Source organism: Streptomyces sp. NPDC051738, from assembly GCF_044453205.1.
GTDB lineage: Bacteria > Actinomycetota > Actinomycetes > Streptomycetales > Streptomycetaceae > Streptomyces.
Genome location: NZ_JBITCM010000005.1, coordinates 347,080 through 362,480, shown reverse-complemented (window position 1 = coordinate 362,480; position 15,401 = coordinate 347,080). Strand labels below are relative to the sequence as shown.

The window sequence follows — 15,401 nt, the reverse complement described above, 5'->3', positions numbered from 1 at the left end:
ACGCCGTCGCCCTGGACGATCCCCCGCGTCGCCCAGGGCGACGGCACCCTCGACCAGGCCGGATCGTGGCCCGGCCGGAAGCGCTGAGTATAGTTGGCTGGCAGCCAGTCAACGCAGGAGTTACAGCATGTCCCCGCGCAGCGCCTCGGTCAATGAAGAGCTGCGCAGGCGATCCCGGGAGCGGCTTCTGCAGGCGGCCGTCGAGCTGGTCGGCGAGCGGGGCTACGACGCCACCACGCTGGGCGACATCGCGGACCGGGCGGGCTCGGCGCGCGGTCTGGTGTCGTACTACTTCCCCGGCAAACGCCAGCTGGTCCAGTCCGCCGTGCACCGGCTGATGCACCGCACGCTTCAGGAGGCGCTGGAGCGCGAGCCACGTAGCGAGGACGGCCGGGAGCGCATGGCCCGGGCCATCGACGCGGTCCTGGGCCTGGCCCGGGACCGGCCGGTGCTGATGCGCCAGCACATGGCGGGGATCCTGCAGGACGAGGGCTTCGTCCAGTGCCCGGAGCAGCGGCGCCTGACCGAGCTGCTGCGGGACGTCTGCGTACGGCACGGCTCGCTGGACGTCGACACGGACTACCCGATGCTGCGCGCCCTGCTCATGGGTGCCGTCTACGCGGCGCTGGTGCCCGGTGTGCCGATGCCTGTGCCGGTGCTGCGGGCCGAGTTGTTCAAGCGCTACCGGCTGGAGTGGGAGATGGGTGTCCCGCCGGACCCGGGGGCTGGCTCCGGCGGGACGTGCGACACGGATCTGTCACGGTTCTTCGCGACCGGGTCGGCGCCCGGCTGCCCGGACGGTCAGTCGAAGTAGTCCGGCTGCGTCTGGACGTTGAGTTCGCGCAGCTTGACCCAGCGGGCCGGGTCCGTGCGCCGGTCGTCGATCTTCAGGACGTCGAAGCCCCGGGCCATCTCGTTCGAGTAGATGTAGCCGTTGTAGTAGTACGCCGACCACGAACCGCCCGACCTGAGCGTGTCGGTGCTGATCGGGCCCCGATCGAAGTACGCGATCTCCTGCGGGCGGGCCGAGTCGGTGAAGTCCCAGACGGAGACGCCGCCCTGGTACCAGGCCTGGACCATGATGTCCTTGCCCTTGACAGGGATCAGCGAGCCGTTGTGGGCCACGCAGTTCTCGGTGTCGGCCTGGTGCCGGGGGATCTTGAAGTAGCTGCGGAAGACGAGCTTGCGTTTGTCGCCCTTGCCGACGATGTCGTAGATGCCGTCCGCGCCGCGGTCCGGGCCGATCTCCGCGTTGCAGGTGGCCGCGCCGCCGCCGCCCAGCTCGTCGGTGAAGACGACCTTGTTCGCCTTCTGGTTGAAGGTCGCCGAGTGCCAGAACGCGAAGTTGACGTTGTCCTGGACCTGGTCGATGACCTTCGGGTGCTCGGGATCCTCGATGTTGAACAGGATGCCGTCACCCATGCACGCTCCGGCGGCGAGGTCCTTCTCGGGCAGGACGGTGATGTCGTGGCAGCCGGTGGTCTTGGACACACCCGGGTTGGTGGGCGAGCCCGGGTTGCCGCCGCCGTCGGGGCCTTCGCCGGGGAAGAGCACCGGGAAGCCCACGACCGCCGCCTTCTCGGGATGGCTGCGCGGCACCTTGATGACGGAGAGGCCGTCGTGCGGCGGCTGGCAGTCGGGGTACGTGGCGTTGGGCGAGTAAGAGGAGACGTAGACGTAGACGTTCCTGCGCTCGGGCACCAGCGTGTGGGTGTGCGAGCCACAGGCGGTCTCGACCGCGGCGACGTACTTCGGGTTGGCCTTGTCGCTGATGTCGAAGACCTTCATGCCCTCCCACGAGGACTTCTCGGTCGCCGGCTGCGTGGTGCTGTTGCAACTGCTGTCGCTGCGCGAGGAGTCGGTGGACAGGAACAGCAGGTTGCCGGAGACGGAGACATCGTTCTGCGAGCCGGGGCAGAGGACCTGGGCGACCGTCCTCGGGGCCCTCGGGTTGCTGATGTCGAAGATGCGGAAGCCGTCGTAGTTGCCGGCGAAGGCGTACCTGCCCTGGAAGGCGAGGTCCGAATTGGTGCCCGGGAGCACGTCCTTGGGGATGTTTGCCAGGTGCTTGATGTTGGCGGAGTGGACGATCTCGTCCTGGCCGGGTATCTCGCCATCGGCGAGTGCCTCCCGCACCTCGGCCCGGGTGCTCTCCGAGACCTCCTTCTCCGCCACGGGGCCGTCCCCCGGATCGGGGGTCGCGACAGCCGGCTGCGCGGTGAGCAGCGCGGCGAGGAGTCCGGCGGCGGCAGCGGCAACGCCCAGACGTCTGCGCCGCGTTCGGGAATCACTGAACAGGATCACTGTTTTTCCTCCCTTGTCCGTCCCACTGGAACGGTTGATGCACGCCCGAGTATCGTCTTCACCATGCACATATCAATAGGGGGCAATGAACATGTAACGAAGACGCCCTTTCGCCGGACACCCGTCCTCGCCGCGATGTTGGCCGCCCTGGCCGTGCTCACGCTGAGCGGCTGCGACTCCGAACCCGAGGCGGCCGAGGAGAGCGGGCCTTCGGTGATCGTGCCCGGCAAGCCCGGCGAGGAGAACCGGAAGCTGTCCGCCGAGGAGGCCGCACGGCAGCGCGCCGAGGACGACTCCCCCAACTCCGCGGACGTCTCGTACGCGCGCATGATGATCGAGCACCACACCCAGGCCCTGGAGCTGACCGAACTGGTCCCGGACCGCGGTGAGTCGACGAAGGTCAAGGCCCTGGCCGAGCGGATCGCCGCCGCGCAGGGCCCGGAGATCAGCGCGATGAAGGGCTGGTTGAAGAAGCACGGCAAGTCCGAGAAGGCCGAGGAGGGCGACGGTCACGAGCAGCACGCCGCGATGCCCGGCATGGCGACCGAGGCGCAGTTGAAGAAGCTGCGCGCCGCACGCGGGAAGGCGTTCGACCAGCTCTTCCTCACGTTGATGATCACCCATCACGACGGGGCGCTCACCATGGCCACGGACGTGAAGGGACAGGGCAACAACATCGCGATCGAGGAGATGGCCGACGAGGTGGTCGCTCAGCAGACGAGCGAGATCAACCGGATGCGGGACCTGCGCTGACGGACCGTCAGATCCGATCCGCCTCCGAGGCCACGGTCCCCGGGGGCGGGCTCAGCGGCGGGCGCGGCGCGGCGTCAGGAAGCCCGCGTCGCGCGCCTGCCCGATGAGCCTGAGCGACCTCCGGCGACTGTGCCCCGTCGCACGCATCACCGCGAGGACGGGGTCGGCGCCCAGCTCCTGGGCCGCGCGGTACTCCTGCGCGACGAGCCACTGCCCCTCGACGCCCAGCGGCCAGGCCGGCCGGGCCCGGCTGGACCCGGCGCCCTCGCCGTCCGGTGCGGCCACGACCCCGCACGCCTTGGAGAGCGGATCCTCGATCCAGTCGGCGAGCGCCGCCAGGTCCTCCAGGGAGAGCGCCGGACGGGCGCGTACGTCCTCGATGGAGACGCCCCCGTCGGACACCACGGCGACCGCGTCGACCCGGGCGCCGTCGCCGAACTCCAGTCGGACGCCCAGCCACGCCGTGGCGCCGACACCGTCCCGCACTTCCCACGCGGGCCACACGGACACGAGGCCGTCCGAAGCACAACGATCGGAAAGATTAAGAAAGGATGCTTCCAGCACACACGCAACGTAACCGCATGATCACATTCCATACTGAACGAACACGCCTCGCTTGCGGCGCACAGCACCCTGTCAGCGGAGCGGCCACGGTGCGATGCTGGACTCGAGAGCGACTCCTGAAGACCCCCGACGCCCCCGACCACCCTCGTCCAAGGAGTTCCGCCGTGCTGCATGTCGCCGTCGTCGGCTCCGGGCCGAGCGGGTGCTACACCGCCCAGAGCCTCGTCCAGCAGGACCCCGATGTGGTGGTCGACGTCCTGGACCGGCTGCCGTGCCCGTACGGCCTGGTGCGCTACGGGGTGGCGCCGGACCACGAGAAGATCAAATCCCTCCAGAACAACCTGCGGACGGTGCTGGAGCACGAGCGGGTGCGTTTCCTGGGCGGCGTCCAGATCGGCCCGGGCGCGGTGCCGACCGACCGGCTGCGGGAGCTGTACCACGCGGTCGTGTACTGCGTGGGCGCCGCCACCGACCGCCACCTCGGGATTCCCGGCGAGGACCTGCCGGGCAGCTGGTCGGCGACCGAGTTCGTGTCCTGGTACAGCGCCCACCCGGACGCCGTGGACGACGGCTTCGTGCACGGGGCACGGTCGGCGGTGGTCATCGGCGTCGGGAACGTCGCGGTGGACGTCACGCGGATCCTGGCACGGGGCACGGCGGAGCTGAGCCCCACCGACATGCCGCAGGGGGCGCTCACCGCCCTCGCCGCGAGCCGGGTGACCGACATCAGCATGGTGGGCCGCCGCGGCCCCTCACAGGCCCGCTTCACCACCAAGGAACTCCGGGAGCTGGGCACCCTGCCGGACACGGCGGTCACCGTGGACCGGACCGAACTGGCACTGGACCCGGCCTACGCCGACCCCTCCAGCTTGCCCGCTCCCCAGCGCCGCAACATCGAGGCGCTCCGCACCTGGGCCGAGTCCCCGACCCAGGACGCCGGCCACCGCATCCGGCTGCGCTTCTTCCTGCGCCCCGTCGAGCTCCTCGCCGAGGCGGGACACGTGGCCGCGGTGCGCTTCGAGCGGACGGCACCCGACGGGCGGGGCGGCGTGACGGGCACGGGCCACTACGAGGACGTCGAGGCCCAGCTGGTGCTGCGCTCGGTCGGCTACCGCGGAGTGCCACTGGAAGGCCTCCCGTTCGACCCGACGACCGGCACGGTGCCGCATCTCGCCGGCCGCGTCCTGCGCGAGGGCCTCGTGGCGCCGGGCGAGTACGTGGCCGGCTGGATCAAACGGGGCCCCACAGGCGTCATCGGCACCAACCGCCCGTGCGCGAAGGAGACGGTGACGTCCCTGCTGGAGGACGCCGCCGCGCTCGTACGCAGAGAAGTGCCCGAGGATCCGCTGACGGCGCTGCGCACCGAGGGGGTCGAGCCGGTGGAGTGGCCGGGTTGGTGCGCGATCGAACGGGCGGAGGCGGAGCTGGGCGCGTCGCTGGGCAGGGCTGTGGTGAAGCTCCCTGATTGGGGGTCACTACTGGACGCCGCGCACAGCAGCGCCCCTTAAGGGGCGCGGGGAACTGCGCGAGCAACCACACTCAACCCGCACCGAGCAACGAACCGGCAACACCCCCGAAATCAACAATCTGTTCAAGGAGCCTACGGTCTCGCCCATGACAGAGAGCACACCCGCACACCCCGTCGACGAGATCCCACCCAAGCGCCAGCTGGCCGCCTTCGGCCTCCAACACGTCCTAGCGATGTACGCCGGCGCCGTGGCCGTCCCCCTCATAGTCGGCGGAGCCATGAAGCTCCCGCCCGCCGACCTGGCCTACCTGATCACCGCCGACCTGCTGGTGTGCGGCATCGCGACCCTGATCCAGTGCATCGGCTTCTGGCGCTTCGGCGTCCGGCTGCCCATCATGCAGGGCTGCACGTTCGCCGCCGTCTCCCCGATGGTGCTGATCGGCACGACCGGCGGCGGCCTCCCCGCGATCTACGGCTCGGTGATCGTCGCCGGCCTCGCGATCATGCTGCTGGCCCCGGTCTTCGGGAAGCTGCTCCGCTACTTCCCTCCCCTCGTCACGGGCACCGTGATCCTGATCATCGGTCTCTCACTGCTGCCGGTCGCGGGCAACTGGGCGGCGGGCGGCGCCGGTTCGGCCGACTTCGGGGAGCCGAAGAACCTCGCCCTGGCCGCCTTCGTCCTCGCGGTGGTGCTCGGCGTGCAGCGCTTCGCTCCGGCGTTCCTCAGCCGGATCGCCGTACTGATCGGCATCGTGGTCGGGTTGGCCGTCGCTGTTCCGTTCGGGTTCACGGACTTCGGCGGAGTGGGGGACGCCGACTGGGTCGGGATCAGTACGCCGTTCCACTTCGGGGCGCCCACCTTCGAGTTCTCGGCGATCGCGTCGATGCTGGTGGTGGCGCTGGTGACGATGACCGAGACGACCGGTGACCTGATCGCGGTCGGCGAGATGACCGACCGCAAGGTCGAGCCGCGCTCCCTCGCGGACGGTCTGCGCGCCGACGGTCTTTCGACGGTGCTGGGCGGCGTGTTCAACACCTTCCCGTACACGGCGTACGCCCAGAACGTGGGTCTCGTCGGCATGACCCGGGTGCGCAGCCGCTGGGTGGTGGCCGCCGCGGGCGGCATCCTCGTGCTGCTCGGCCTGCTGCCCAAGCTGGGCGCGGTGGTGGCGGCCATACCGGCTCCCGTGCTGGGCGGTGCGGGGCTGGTGATGTTCGGGACGGTCGCCGCGAGCGGGCTGCGAACCCTGACCCAGGTGGACTTCAAGGGCAACAACAACCTGACGGTGGTGGCCGTTTCGGTGGCCGTGGGCATGTTGCCGGTCGGCGTGCCTACGGTCTACGAGAAGTTCCCCGACTGGTTCCAGACAGTGATGAACAGCGGCATCAGCGCGGGCTGCCTGACGGCGATCGTGCTGAACCTGCTCTTCAACCACCTGCCCTCGAAGGGCGGTTCAGGCGCCGCGGAAGCGGATTCAGGCGCCGCCGAGCCGGACGGCCTGCCGGGCGACGGCGTCGAGAAGGGCGTCGAGAAGGCCCGGGAAGAGGCCGTCTAGGTCGTCCTTGCGCAGGCCGTTCATCTTGGCCGTGCCCCGGTAGACCTGCTGGATCACACCGCTCTCGCGCAGCACCCGGAAATGGTGCGTGGTGGTGGACTTGGTCACCGGCAGGTCGAAGTGCGAACAGGAGAGCTCGTCGCCGACGGCGGCGAGCTCTCGCACGATCTGCAGCCGCAGCGGGTCGGACAGCGCGTGCAGCACGCCTTCCAGACGGATCTCCTCGCGGGTCGGGTGCGGGAGGTCTCGGCTGCTGACAGCGGGGCTGGTCACGGCGGCTCCACTTCGTCGGGTTCCCTCATTGTACGAGAACTCTCGTAGTTTGACACTTCCCGTACTACGATGCCTATCGTACGAGTCGATCGCTGATCCCCGTGACGAATGGAGTCCGCCGTGAGTGCGCTCTTCGAGCCCTACACCCTGCGCGATGTGACGATCCCGAACCGCGTGTGGATGCCCCCGATGTGCCAGTACTCGGCCGCACCGGAGGGCCCCGACATGGGCGTCCCCAACGACTGGCACTTCGCGCACTACGCCGCCCGCGCGGCCGGCGGCACGGGGCTGATCATCGTCGAGGCCACCGGTGTCAGCCCCGAGGGCCGGATCTCCCCGTACGACCTGGGCATCTGGAACGACACGCAGGTCGAGGCGTTCCGCCGGATCACACGGTTCCTGGCGTCGCAGGGCACGGTCGCGGGCATCCAGCTCGCCCACGCCGGCCGCAAGGCGTCGACCGACCAGCCCTGGAAGGGCGGTGCGCCGGTGGGGTCGGACGCGCACGGCTGGCAGCCGGTGGCGCCGAGTCCGGTCGCGTTCGCCGACGGGCACCCGGTGCCGACCGAGCTGACCGTCGCCGAGCTCCAGGAGATCGTTGGTCAGTTCGCGGACGCCGCCCGGCGCGCCCTCGCCGCCGGCTTCGAGGTCGCCGAGGTCCATGGCGCCCACGGCTATCTGATCAACGAGTTCCTCTCCCCGTACTCCAACCACCGCACCGACGAGTACGGCGGCTCGTACGAGAACCGCACCCGCTTCGCCCTCCAGGTCGTGGACGCCGTACGGGAGGTGTGGCCGGACGACAAGCCGCTGTTCTTCCGTATCTCGGCGACGGACTGGCTGGAGGAGAACGGCTGGACCGCCGACGACACGGTCCGCTTCGCCGCCGACCTCCAGGCCCATGGCATCGACCTGCTCGACGTCTCCACCGGCGGCAACGCCGCGCGCGCCCGCATCCCCGTCGGCCCGGGCTACCAGGTGCCGTTCGCGGCGCGGGTGAAGGCGGAGACCTCGCTGCCGGTCGCCGCGGTGGGGCTGATCACCGACGTCGAACAGGCCGAGAAGATCATCGCCAACGGCGAGGCGGACGCCGTCCTGCTCGGCCGCGAGCTGCTGCGCAGCCCGTCGTGGGCACGGCACGCGGCGCGGGAGCTGGGCGGTGACGTGCACGTGCCGGACCAGTACCACCGGTCCGTCTGAGCATCACCGGAGGTGAGTCGGCAGGTGCCGGGTCACCATCCGCTCCAGATACGGCACGGCCCGCTGGCCGGACACCGCGAGCGCGATCGACGCGGCGACGCCCGCCCAGGCGATCGGACCGAGCGGCGTGCAGCCGAAGAGGTGGCTGACGCCCGGCGTCTCGACCAGTACGAAGAGAACGGCCCCGGAACCGAGGGCGGTGACGCGGACCAGCGGGCTTCCTCGACGGTCGGCCAGCGTCTGGGCCAGCTGCGTGCCGACCACCGCGCACAGGGCCATCGTGGTCGAGCGACGGGCGGTGCCCGGGGTGAAGCGGCCGAAGAGCCAGGCGGACGTTGCGCCCAGCGTGGTGGTCAGGGCACGGTGCCGGATCTTGCGGATCAGTGGCGCGCCGAGGAGTGAGGTGCCGAGGGGTTCGGTGCCTGTGGGGGCGACGCGGGTGCCCTGACCGGGCTCACCGCCGTCCGTGCCCGAGTCACCGCCGTGGTCGGGCCGGTCGGGCTCCTCCGTCTCCTCCGACTCCTCCGACTCCTCCGACTCCTCCGTCTCCTTCGGCGTCACCGCCACCGCCATCGCCGGGAACAGGTCCGTGAACAGGTTCACCAGCAGCATCTGGCGGGTGGACAGGGGCGCCGCGCCCGACAGGAGGGTGCCGAGGAGACCGAAGCCCACCTCGCCCGCGTTGCCGCCGATCAGGATGGCGATGGCGTCGGCGACGCTGTGCCACAGGGCCCGGCCCTCGGCGACCGCGTCGACCAGGACCGTCAGGTCGCCGTCGGTGAGGACGAGGTCGGCCGCGTTGCGGGCGGCGGCCGAGCCGCGGGCGCTGATGCCGACGCCGATGTCGGCGGCGCGGATGGCCGCCGCGTCGTTGGCTCCGTCGCCGACCATGCCGACCACCCGGCCGGCATCCCGAAGCGCCTCGACGACCTGGAGTTTCTGCTCGGGCGCGACCCGGGCCACGACGCCCATGTCGTCCAGCATCCGGGCGCGTGCCTCCCGGTCCGCGGACGCCAGTTCGTCACCGGTGACCACGCCGGTGTCCTCGGGCCAGCCCAGTTCGGCGGCGATCGCCCGGGCGGTCTGCGGATGGTCGCCGGTCAGCATGACGGGCCGTACGCCCGCCGTCCGCAGCCCTTGGACGAGGGCCGTGGAGGTGTCGCGCGGCATGTCGGCGAGGGCCAGCAGGCCAGTGAACTCCAGCTTCTCCAGGGGTTGTTCGAGTACGTCCGCCCCCTCGTCCGGCGCGTCGAGGCGGCGCCGGGCCACGGCCAGGACGCGCAGTCCGTCGCCGGCGAGTTTCTGCGCCACCTCGGTCGCCGACGAGGGCAGACCGGAGCAGGCGGGCAGCACCGTCTCGGGGGCGCCCTTGACCACGAGCACCGGGGTGTCGTCCTCGGCGGCCCGGCCGACGGCGGCGGCGTAACCGCGGCCGGCCTCGAAGGGCAGGCCCTCGGTCTGGGACCACTCGGGGTCGGGGGCGGCCGCGTCCAGGACGGCCTCGTCGGTGGCGTGCACGGGCCGGTCCGAGCCGCCGTCGAGCTGGGGGCAGGCACGGGCCGCGATCCGCAGCGTGGCGTCGGCCGCCTTCTCGTCCGGCTTACGGACGGTGCCGTCGGCTTCGGTGAGCCGCACCAGGCGCAGCCGGTTCTCGGTGAGCGTGCCGGTCTTGTCGAAGCAGATGGTGTCCATCCGGCCGAGCGCCTCCAGGGTGCGCGGGGCTCGGACGAGGACTCCCCCGCGGCTCAGCCGACGCGCGGCCGCCAGCTGTGCCACCGTTGCCACCAGGGGCAGCCCCTCGGGCACCGCGGCCACGGCCACCGCCACTCCGCCGCTCACCGCCCGGCGGACGGGTGTGCCGCGCGCCAGCGACAGAGCGGTCACCCCGGCACCGCCCGCCAGGGTCAACGGCAGCGCCTTGTCGGTGAGTTCCCGCAGCCTGGCCTGTACTCCGGCGGACGGCGGGGTGCGGGCGGCGAGGGTCACGGCCCGCGAGGCCTCCGTCCGCTCGCCGGTGTCCACCACGACGGCCCGGGCGTGCCCGGCCACCACGGTCGTCCCCTCGAACACCATGCAGCTGCGGTCCGGCACGGCGGCGTCCGGCGTCGGGTCGGTCCCCTTGTCGGCCGACAGGGACTCCCCGGTCAGCGCGGACTCGTCCACCTCCAGGCCGTCCTCCCACGTCACCCGCGCGTCGGCGGGCACCACGTCGTCCGCCCGCAGCTCGATCACGTCGCCGGGACGGAGCTTGGCGGCGTCCACGAGGTGCCCTGGGGGCGGCGACTTCTCCTCGGTCGTGACCCGCGCCTTCTGCTTCTGCTTCGCCAGCAGCCCGGACAGCGCCCGCTCGGCCCGCATCCGCTGGACGCCGCCGACCAGCGCGTTCAGGTCGAGCGCGCCGACGACCAGCAGGGCGTCCACGACGGAGCCGAGAATCGCCTCGGCGGCCGAGCCGACGGCCAGCACCGGGGTGAGGGGGTCGTCGAGTTCGCCGCGCACCGCCTTCGCCAGCCGCAGCGGCCCGCTCACCGGTGCGAGGGCGCGCTGTCGGCCCATCGTGCGGAGCGCCTGACGCGCACGGTCGGTGACCTGCTCGGACAGGGTCGTCTCCGGGTCCTCCTCGTGCTCCAGCCGGTCGCGGACCTCGGCGGGTTCCAGTTCGTGCCAGGCCACCCGTCCACGAGGGTGCGGGGCTCGGGCGACCGCCACGCCGAGGGCCGCTCGCACGCCGGTCAGCAGCGCCCATGCCGCGCTCAGGTCGACCGGTGTGTGCCGCAGCCCGGGCCAGGGCGTACGGCGGCCATGCCGGGACTTGCCGACGGCTACCAGGAGCCCGGACAGGGCGGCGCCGGACCGGGCCAGGGTCTGCGACCTGCCGCCGACGCCGCGCGCGGCGGGGACGGCCCGCAGCAGCCGCCACACGTCGGCGAGGCCGTGCGGGGCCAGCACGTCCGCCTCCCAGACGACGGCCCCGTCCCGGTCGGTCAGGGCGACGGCCACATCGCCGGCGAGCAGCCCATCGAGCACGTCCTCGTCGGCCGCATCCGGCCGGGCGACCGTGACGACGACGCCGTCCGCGCCGCGCGCCGCGCCCACCACGTCGCTCAGCGACCGGTCGTCGCCCACCACCTGGTCGGCGAGATTCGTGAAATCGGCCAGCGCGGGGTCGTCCACCATCACGACCCGCAGGCCGGCCCGCCGCGCCGCGTCCAGCACGGCTTCGGCCCACGGGTCCGCGTCGGCACCGGGCGTCCGCAGTGCACTCGGATGCAGGACGACCGTGTCGGCCATCTCCAGCTGCCGCAGCCGTTCGGTGTCGCGCACCAGGACGCCCGTGCGGGACAGCGCGGAGCTCAGTACGGCGTGGAAGGCGGCGGGCCCGTAGCGTGCGGCCTTCGGCGAGCCCGCCAGCACGGCCTCCGCCGCCTCGGTGCCGTCGTGCTTGACCAGCAGCGTGGCCACGGCGCCGACCAGGCTGCCGGCCTCGGCGTGACCGGCGTACTCCTGGGCCGGAGAGGTGCGCAGCGGCGGGCGCGGGCGGCGATCCCCGGCCCTGGCGGCCCGCTCCGGCGCGCAGACCTCGTCGTGGACCTTGTCGAACGCCGCCGCGCGGGCCACCGTGTCCGCCAGCTGAAGGGTGCGCAGCGCGCCGTCGAGCACCAGAGCGGTCGGGGTGCGGCCGGCGCCGTGGGCGGCCGCGTTGGCGATGGCCAGTGCCATGTCCATGCGGGAGCGGCCGATCCTCGCGCGCAGCCATCCGCGGAAGCGCGGATTCTCTCGCAGCAGCGTCACCAGCGCGGTCACCGACCGGGGCGAGGCGGGCAGGCGCAGGACGTATCCGGTGAACGCGGTCGCGATACCGATCCCGTCGGCGGCGAGCGTCGTGGCGGCGGCCCGCACTCCGGCGGGGTCGGCCGGGTGGGGGACGTCGTCCACCGCCTCGTCCGCCGGGGCCAGCCCGTGCCGGGCCGCGATCTCGGTCGCCTTCTCCAGCACCCGGTCGCCGGCCGACTCCTCGACGGCGGTCACCACCAGTCGGCGCAGCCCGCCGTCCCAGTACGCGAGGGCCACGTCGGGCCGCTCCGCCAGCGCCGCGGCGACACGGCGCGCCGCGCGCTCGGTCCCGCCCTGCCGCCGTACGCGCTCCGGCGCCTCGGGCCGTAGCGCGAGGTGGGTCCGGGTGCCGGACCGCCAAGGGTGCGGGCCGACGGGCAGCGTGTTGCGGGCGACCCGCACGACACGCGCCGCGGCGTCAGCGGTACGTACCCCGGCCCGGGCCGTCGAGGCCACAGCACCCGCGGCGGCTCCCACCGCGGGTGCGGCTGCGCCGACCAGGAGCCGGGGCCCGGCCACGACCAGTCCGGCCGCGGCGGTGGTCGGACGTGTGAGGAGTCCCAGAACCATGGCTCGCCCTCGCTGCACCTCGCTCGACAACGCCTTCCGTGCGGCCCGGGTTCCCGCAAAACGCCATGTCATCCGCGCAGAGGCGCCCCGGCAGGGCATGCCGGGGCGCCCATGGGCCGAGGCTCGTCGCTCGGGCCGTGGGATCGCGTCAACCGGCCGTGCAGGCCGTCCCGTTGAGCGTGAAGGTGCCCGGTGCCGCGCTGTTGCCGGTGTGGTTCGCCTGGTAGCCGATGCTGACGCTCGCTCCTGACGCGAGAGACGCGTTGTACGAGGCGCCGGCCGCCGTCACCGTGCCGGTGGCCGGGGTGTAGGTGGCTCCCCAGCCGTTGGTGATGGTCTGGCCGGTCGGCAGGGTGAAGCCGAGCTGCCAGCCGTTGACCGACGTCGTGCTCGTGTTGGTGATCGTCAGCGAGGCTGTCAGGCCCGTGTTCCAGGCGTTGGTGGTGGCGGTCACCTTGCAGGCGCCGGGCTGGGGCTGGGGTGCGGGGCCGCCGCTGTCCAGGCCGAAGAAGGTGAGGACCCGGGCCGCCATGCCGTTGCTGTAGAGGTTGTGGCCGACGCCCTGGAGACTGATCGCCTCGACGGGGGCCCGGTCGCCGGTGCCGCCGTAGCGGGTGCGGGTCCAGCCGGACTGGGGCGTGTCCGTGGCGGCCGGGGTCTGGCTGACGCCGTGGACGTTCGTCCACTGCTTGATCATCTCCCCGAAATTGGGGTAACGCAGGACGTCGTCCTCGGTGCCGTGCCACAGCTGCATGCGGGGCCGGGGCCCCGTGTAGCCGGGGTAGGCGGCACGCGCGATGTCGCCCCACTGCTGCGCGGTGCGGCTGACCGTGCCCTGTGCGCACGCGCTGTTCCACTCGGAGCCGTCGGTGGTGGCGAAGCAGCCGAAGGGGACTCCGGAGAAGGCGGCGCCGGCGGCGAACACGTCCGGGTAGTCGCCGAGCAGGACGTTGGTCATCATCGCGCCGGAGGAGATGCCGGTGGCGAAGACCCGGCTCGTGTCGGCGTCGTAGGTGCGGGTGACCCAGTCGACCATGGACTTGATGCCGACCGGGTCGCTGCCGCCGTCGCGCCTGAGCGCCTGCGGCGAGGAGACGTCGAAGCACTTGCTGCTGCGGGTGACGGACGGGTAGACCACGACGAAGCCGTACTGGTCGGCGAGCGTGTCGTACTCGGTGCCGTTGTACATGTCGGGACCGGAGCCGGTGCACCAGTGCACGGCCACCAGGACGGCCGGGTTGGCGGTGACACGGTCCGGCACGTACACGTACATCCGCAGGTTGCTGGGGTTGGTGCCGAAGTCGGTGACCTCGGTGAGCGTCGCGGTCGGGACGACGTCGGCGGCCTCGGTGCGGGCGGCGGCCGTAGGGGCGGCGACGAGCAGCGCCGCGAGCAGCGGCAGGAGGGCGGCGAGTAGCGTCCGGAGCTGTCTTGTCACGGTCGTGCGCAGGGCGGTGGGGATGTGGATGGGCGTGGGGGTGGGGGATGGCACGTCCTTGTCCCTTCTGGTCGCGGCTCGTGGACGTGGTGCGGCGGTGGTTCAGCAGGAGCTGTTCGTCCGGGTCAGCAGGCCGGGCTTCCAGGGGAGTTGGGAGCCGTCACCGCTCGATGCGGGGTCCACCCGGAAGGGGCATCGTGGCATGCGCACGCCCATCATGGAAGCGCTCCCACGCAAGGTGCGAGGAGAGCCCTTGCCCACCACCAGCGCTGACTGATTTCTTCTGCGCAAAGCGTTGACTAGAAAGCGCTTGCCCCCTACGTTCCGTTCAACAGTGTGACCGAGCCGCTCCGCAACACCCCCCACATGGCCGCACTGTCCGCGCACGGCGTTCAAGATGATGCACATCGTTCACGTACACGATCGAGCAGGTTCTTCCGAAGGGACGCACCCGCATGCGCACTCTCCCCCCACGTGCACGCCCGCAAAGAACCGCACTGGTGACGGCCGCCGCAGCCGCTCTCGCCACTGCGGCTGTCATGATCCTGCCCAATCCGGCGGGGGCGGCCGAGACCTCGCCGATCGGTTTCGGCGCGGGGACGACCGGCGGCGGCAGCGCCTCGGCGGTCACCGTCTCGACGCTGGACGCCTTCAAGTCGGCGGTCACCGGCAGCTCGGCCAAGGTCGTCCGGGTCAACGGCCTGATCTCGCTGAGCGGTCAGGTCGACGTCGGCTCCAACACGACGGTGCTGGGCGTGGGTTCGTCGTCCGGGTTCACCGGGGGCGGGCTGCGGCTGAAGGAGGTCACCAACGTCGTCATCCGCAACCTGAACATCAGCAAGCCGGTGGCACCGGCGGACGGTGTGACGGTCCAGGAGTCGACGAAGGTGTGGATCGACCACAACTCCTTCTCGGCCGACCGCGATCACGACAAGGACTACTACGACGGCCTGCTGGACATCAACCACGGCTCGGACAACGTCACGGTGTCCTGGAACACCTTCAAGGACCACTTCAAGGGCTCACTCGTCGGCCACAGCGACAACAACGCGAGCGAGGACACCGGGCACCTGAAGGTGACGTACCACCACAACCAGTTCAGCAACGTCTACTCGCGCATCCCCAGCCTGCGCTTCGGCACCGGGCACTTCTACAACAACTACGTGGCCGGAGCGGACACCGCCTGCCACTCGCGCATGGGCGCCCAGATGCTCGTGGAGAACAACGTCTTCCGCGACACGAAGATCGCCGTGACCACGAACCGCAGCAGTGACGTCGACGGCTACGCCAATCTGCGCGGCAACGATCTCGGCGGGGCCGCGACCGAGGTCTCCCAGACCGGCACCTTCACCGCGCCGCCCTACAGCTACACCGCCGAGCCCGCGTCCACAGTCGTCGCCTCGGTGACGTCCGGCGCGGGCGCCGGAAAGATCTGATCCCC

The 15,401-nt window shown here is 71.6% G+C and carries 11 protein-coding genes; 6 read left to right on the top strand and 5 right to left on the bottom strand.

Annotated elements, in window-relative coordinates; all coding sequences use genetic code 11:
* The first annotated feature begins 127 nt into the window (after positions 1-127).
* Complete coding sequence (locus ACIA8X_RS14805; RefSeq protein WP_393445824.1) at positions 128-814, top strand: TetR/AcrR family transcriptional regulator; 687 nt, start codon at positions 128-130, stop codon at positions 812-814.
* Here ACIA8X_RS14805 and ACIA8X_RS14800 read toward each other — a convergent pair.
* Entirely contained in the window at positions 802-2,304 is a 1,503-nt protein-coding gene (locus ACIA8X_RS14800; RefSeq protein WP_393445826.1) for an LVIVD repeat-containing protein, read from the bottom strand. The genes ACIA8X_RS14805 and ACIA8X_RS14800 overlap by 13 nt on opposite strands.
* Before the next feature lie 135 nt (positions 2,305-2,439).
* Between ACIA8X_RS14800 and ACIA8X_RS14795 the strand changes: the two genes are divergently transcribed.
* Positions 2,440-3,057: a DUF305 domain-containing protein gene (locus ACIA8X_RS14795; protein ID WP_393445828.1), complete on the top strand. Its 618-nt coding sequence runs from the start codon at positions 2,440-2,442 to the stop codon at positions 3,055-3,057.
* Positions 3,058-3,108: 51 nt separating this feature from the next.
* Here the strand turns inward: ACIA8X_RS14795 and ACIA8X_RS14790 are convergent, their stop codons facing one another.
* A complete protein-coding gene (locus ACIA8X_RS14790; RefSeq protein WP_393445830.1) occupies positions 3,109-3,567 on the bottom strand; it encodes a DUF6214 family protein in 459 nt (152 codons plus the stop codon).
* Between the two features lie 218 nt (positions 3,568-3,785).
* Between ACIA8X_RS14790 and ACIA8X_RS14785 the strand changes: the two genes are divergently transcribed.
* Both ACIA8X_RS14785 and ACIA8X_RS14780 read left to right on the top strand, forming a co-directional pair.
* Positions 3,786-5,129 (top strand): FAD-dependent oxidoreductase, encoded by a 1,344-nt coding sequence (locus ACIA8X_RS14785; protein WP_399458399.1) that lies wholly within the window; start codon positions 3,786-3,788, stop codon positions 5,127-5,129.
* Positions 5,130-5,235: 106 nt separating this feature from the next.
* Positions 5,236-6,645: a nucleobase:cation symporter-2 family protein gene (locus tag ACIA8X_RS14780; protein ID WP_399458398.1), complete on the top strand. Its 1,410-nt coding sequence runs from the start codon at positions 5,236-5,238 to the stop codon at positions 6,643-6,645.
* Here the strand turns inward: ACIA8X_RS14780 and ACIA8X_RS14775 are convergent.
* Complete coding sequence (locus ACIA8X_RS14775) at positions 6,565-6,918, bottom strand: ArsR/SmtB family transcription factor (protein WP_393445836.1); 354 nt, start codon at positions 6,916-6,918, stop codon at positions 6,565-6,567. The genes ACIA8X_RS14780 and ACIA8X_RS14775 overlap by 81 nt on opposite strands.
* 120 nt (positions 6,919-7,038) lie before the next feature.
* On the opposite strand from ACIA8X_RS14775, the gene ACIA8X_RS14770 reads away from it, so the two are divergent.
* Positions 7,039-8,118 carry an NADH:flavin oxidoreductase/NADH oxidase gene (locus tag ACIA8X_RS14770; protein ID WP_399458397.1) on the top strand — a complete coding sequence of 360 codons (1,080 nt, stop codon included), beginning with the start codon at positions 7,039-7,041 and terminating at the stop codon, positions 8,116-8,118.
* 3 nt (positions 8,119-8,121) lie between these two features.
* On the opposite strand, the gene ACIA8X_RS14765 is transcribed toward ACIA8X_RS14770, so the two are convergent.
* Together ACIA8X_RS14765 and ACIA8X_RS14760 are read right to left on the bottom strand one after the other, a co-directional pair.
* Positions 8,122-12,522, bottom strand: coding sequence for an HAD-IC family P-type ATPase (locus tag ACIA8X_RS14765; RefSeq protein WP_399458396.1), 4,401 nt, complete (start codon positions 12,520-12,522; stop codon positions 8,122-8,124).
* Between the two features lie 148 nt (positions 12,523-12,670).
* Positions 12,671-13,984 (bottom strand): PHB depolymerase family esterase, encoded by a 1,314-nt coding sequence (locus tag ACIA8X_RS14760; RefSeq protein ID WP_399458456.1) that lies wholly within the window; start codon positions 13,982-13,984, stop codon positions 12,671-12,673.
* Positions 13,985-14,415: 431 nt separating this feature from the next.
* Between ACIA8X_RS14760 and ACIA8X_RS14755 the strand changes: the two genes are divergently transcribed.
* On the top strand, positions 14,416-15,396 hold the full coding sequence (locus ACIA8X_RS14755) for a polysaccharide lyase family 1 protein (protein WP_399458395.1): 981 nt from the start codon (positions 14,416-14,418) through the stop codon (positions 15,394-15,396).
* Positions 15,397-15,401 lie beyond the last annotated feature (5 nt).

What these genes read in the sequence shown, in the direction of transcription:
- ACIA8X_RS14805 (WP_393445824.1), top strand. Translation starts at nt 128, where the DNA reads ATGTCCCCGCGCAGCGCCTCGGTCAATGAAGAGCTGCGCAGGCGATCC.
- ACIA8X_RS14795 (WP_393445828.1), top strand. Translation starts at nt 2,440, where the DNA reads ATGTTGGCCGCCCTGGCCGTGCTCACGCTGAGCGGCTGCGACTCCGAA.
- ACIA8X_RS14780 (WP_399458398.1), top strand. Translation starts at nt 5,236, where the DNA reads ATGACAGAGAGCACACCCGCACACCCCGTCGACGAGATCCCACCCAAG.
- ACIA8X_RS14765 (WP_399458396.1), bottom strand. Translation starts at nt 12,522, where the DNA reads ATGGTTCTGGGACTCCTCACACGTCCGACCACCGCCGCGGCCGGACTG.
- ACIA8X_RS14755 (WP_399458395.1), top strand. Translation starts at nt 14,416, where the DNA reads ATGCGCACTCTCCCCCCACGTGCACGCCCGCAAAGAACCGCACTGGTG.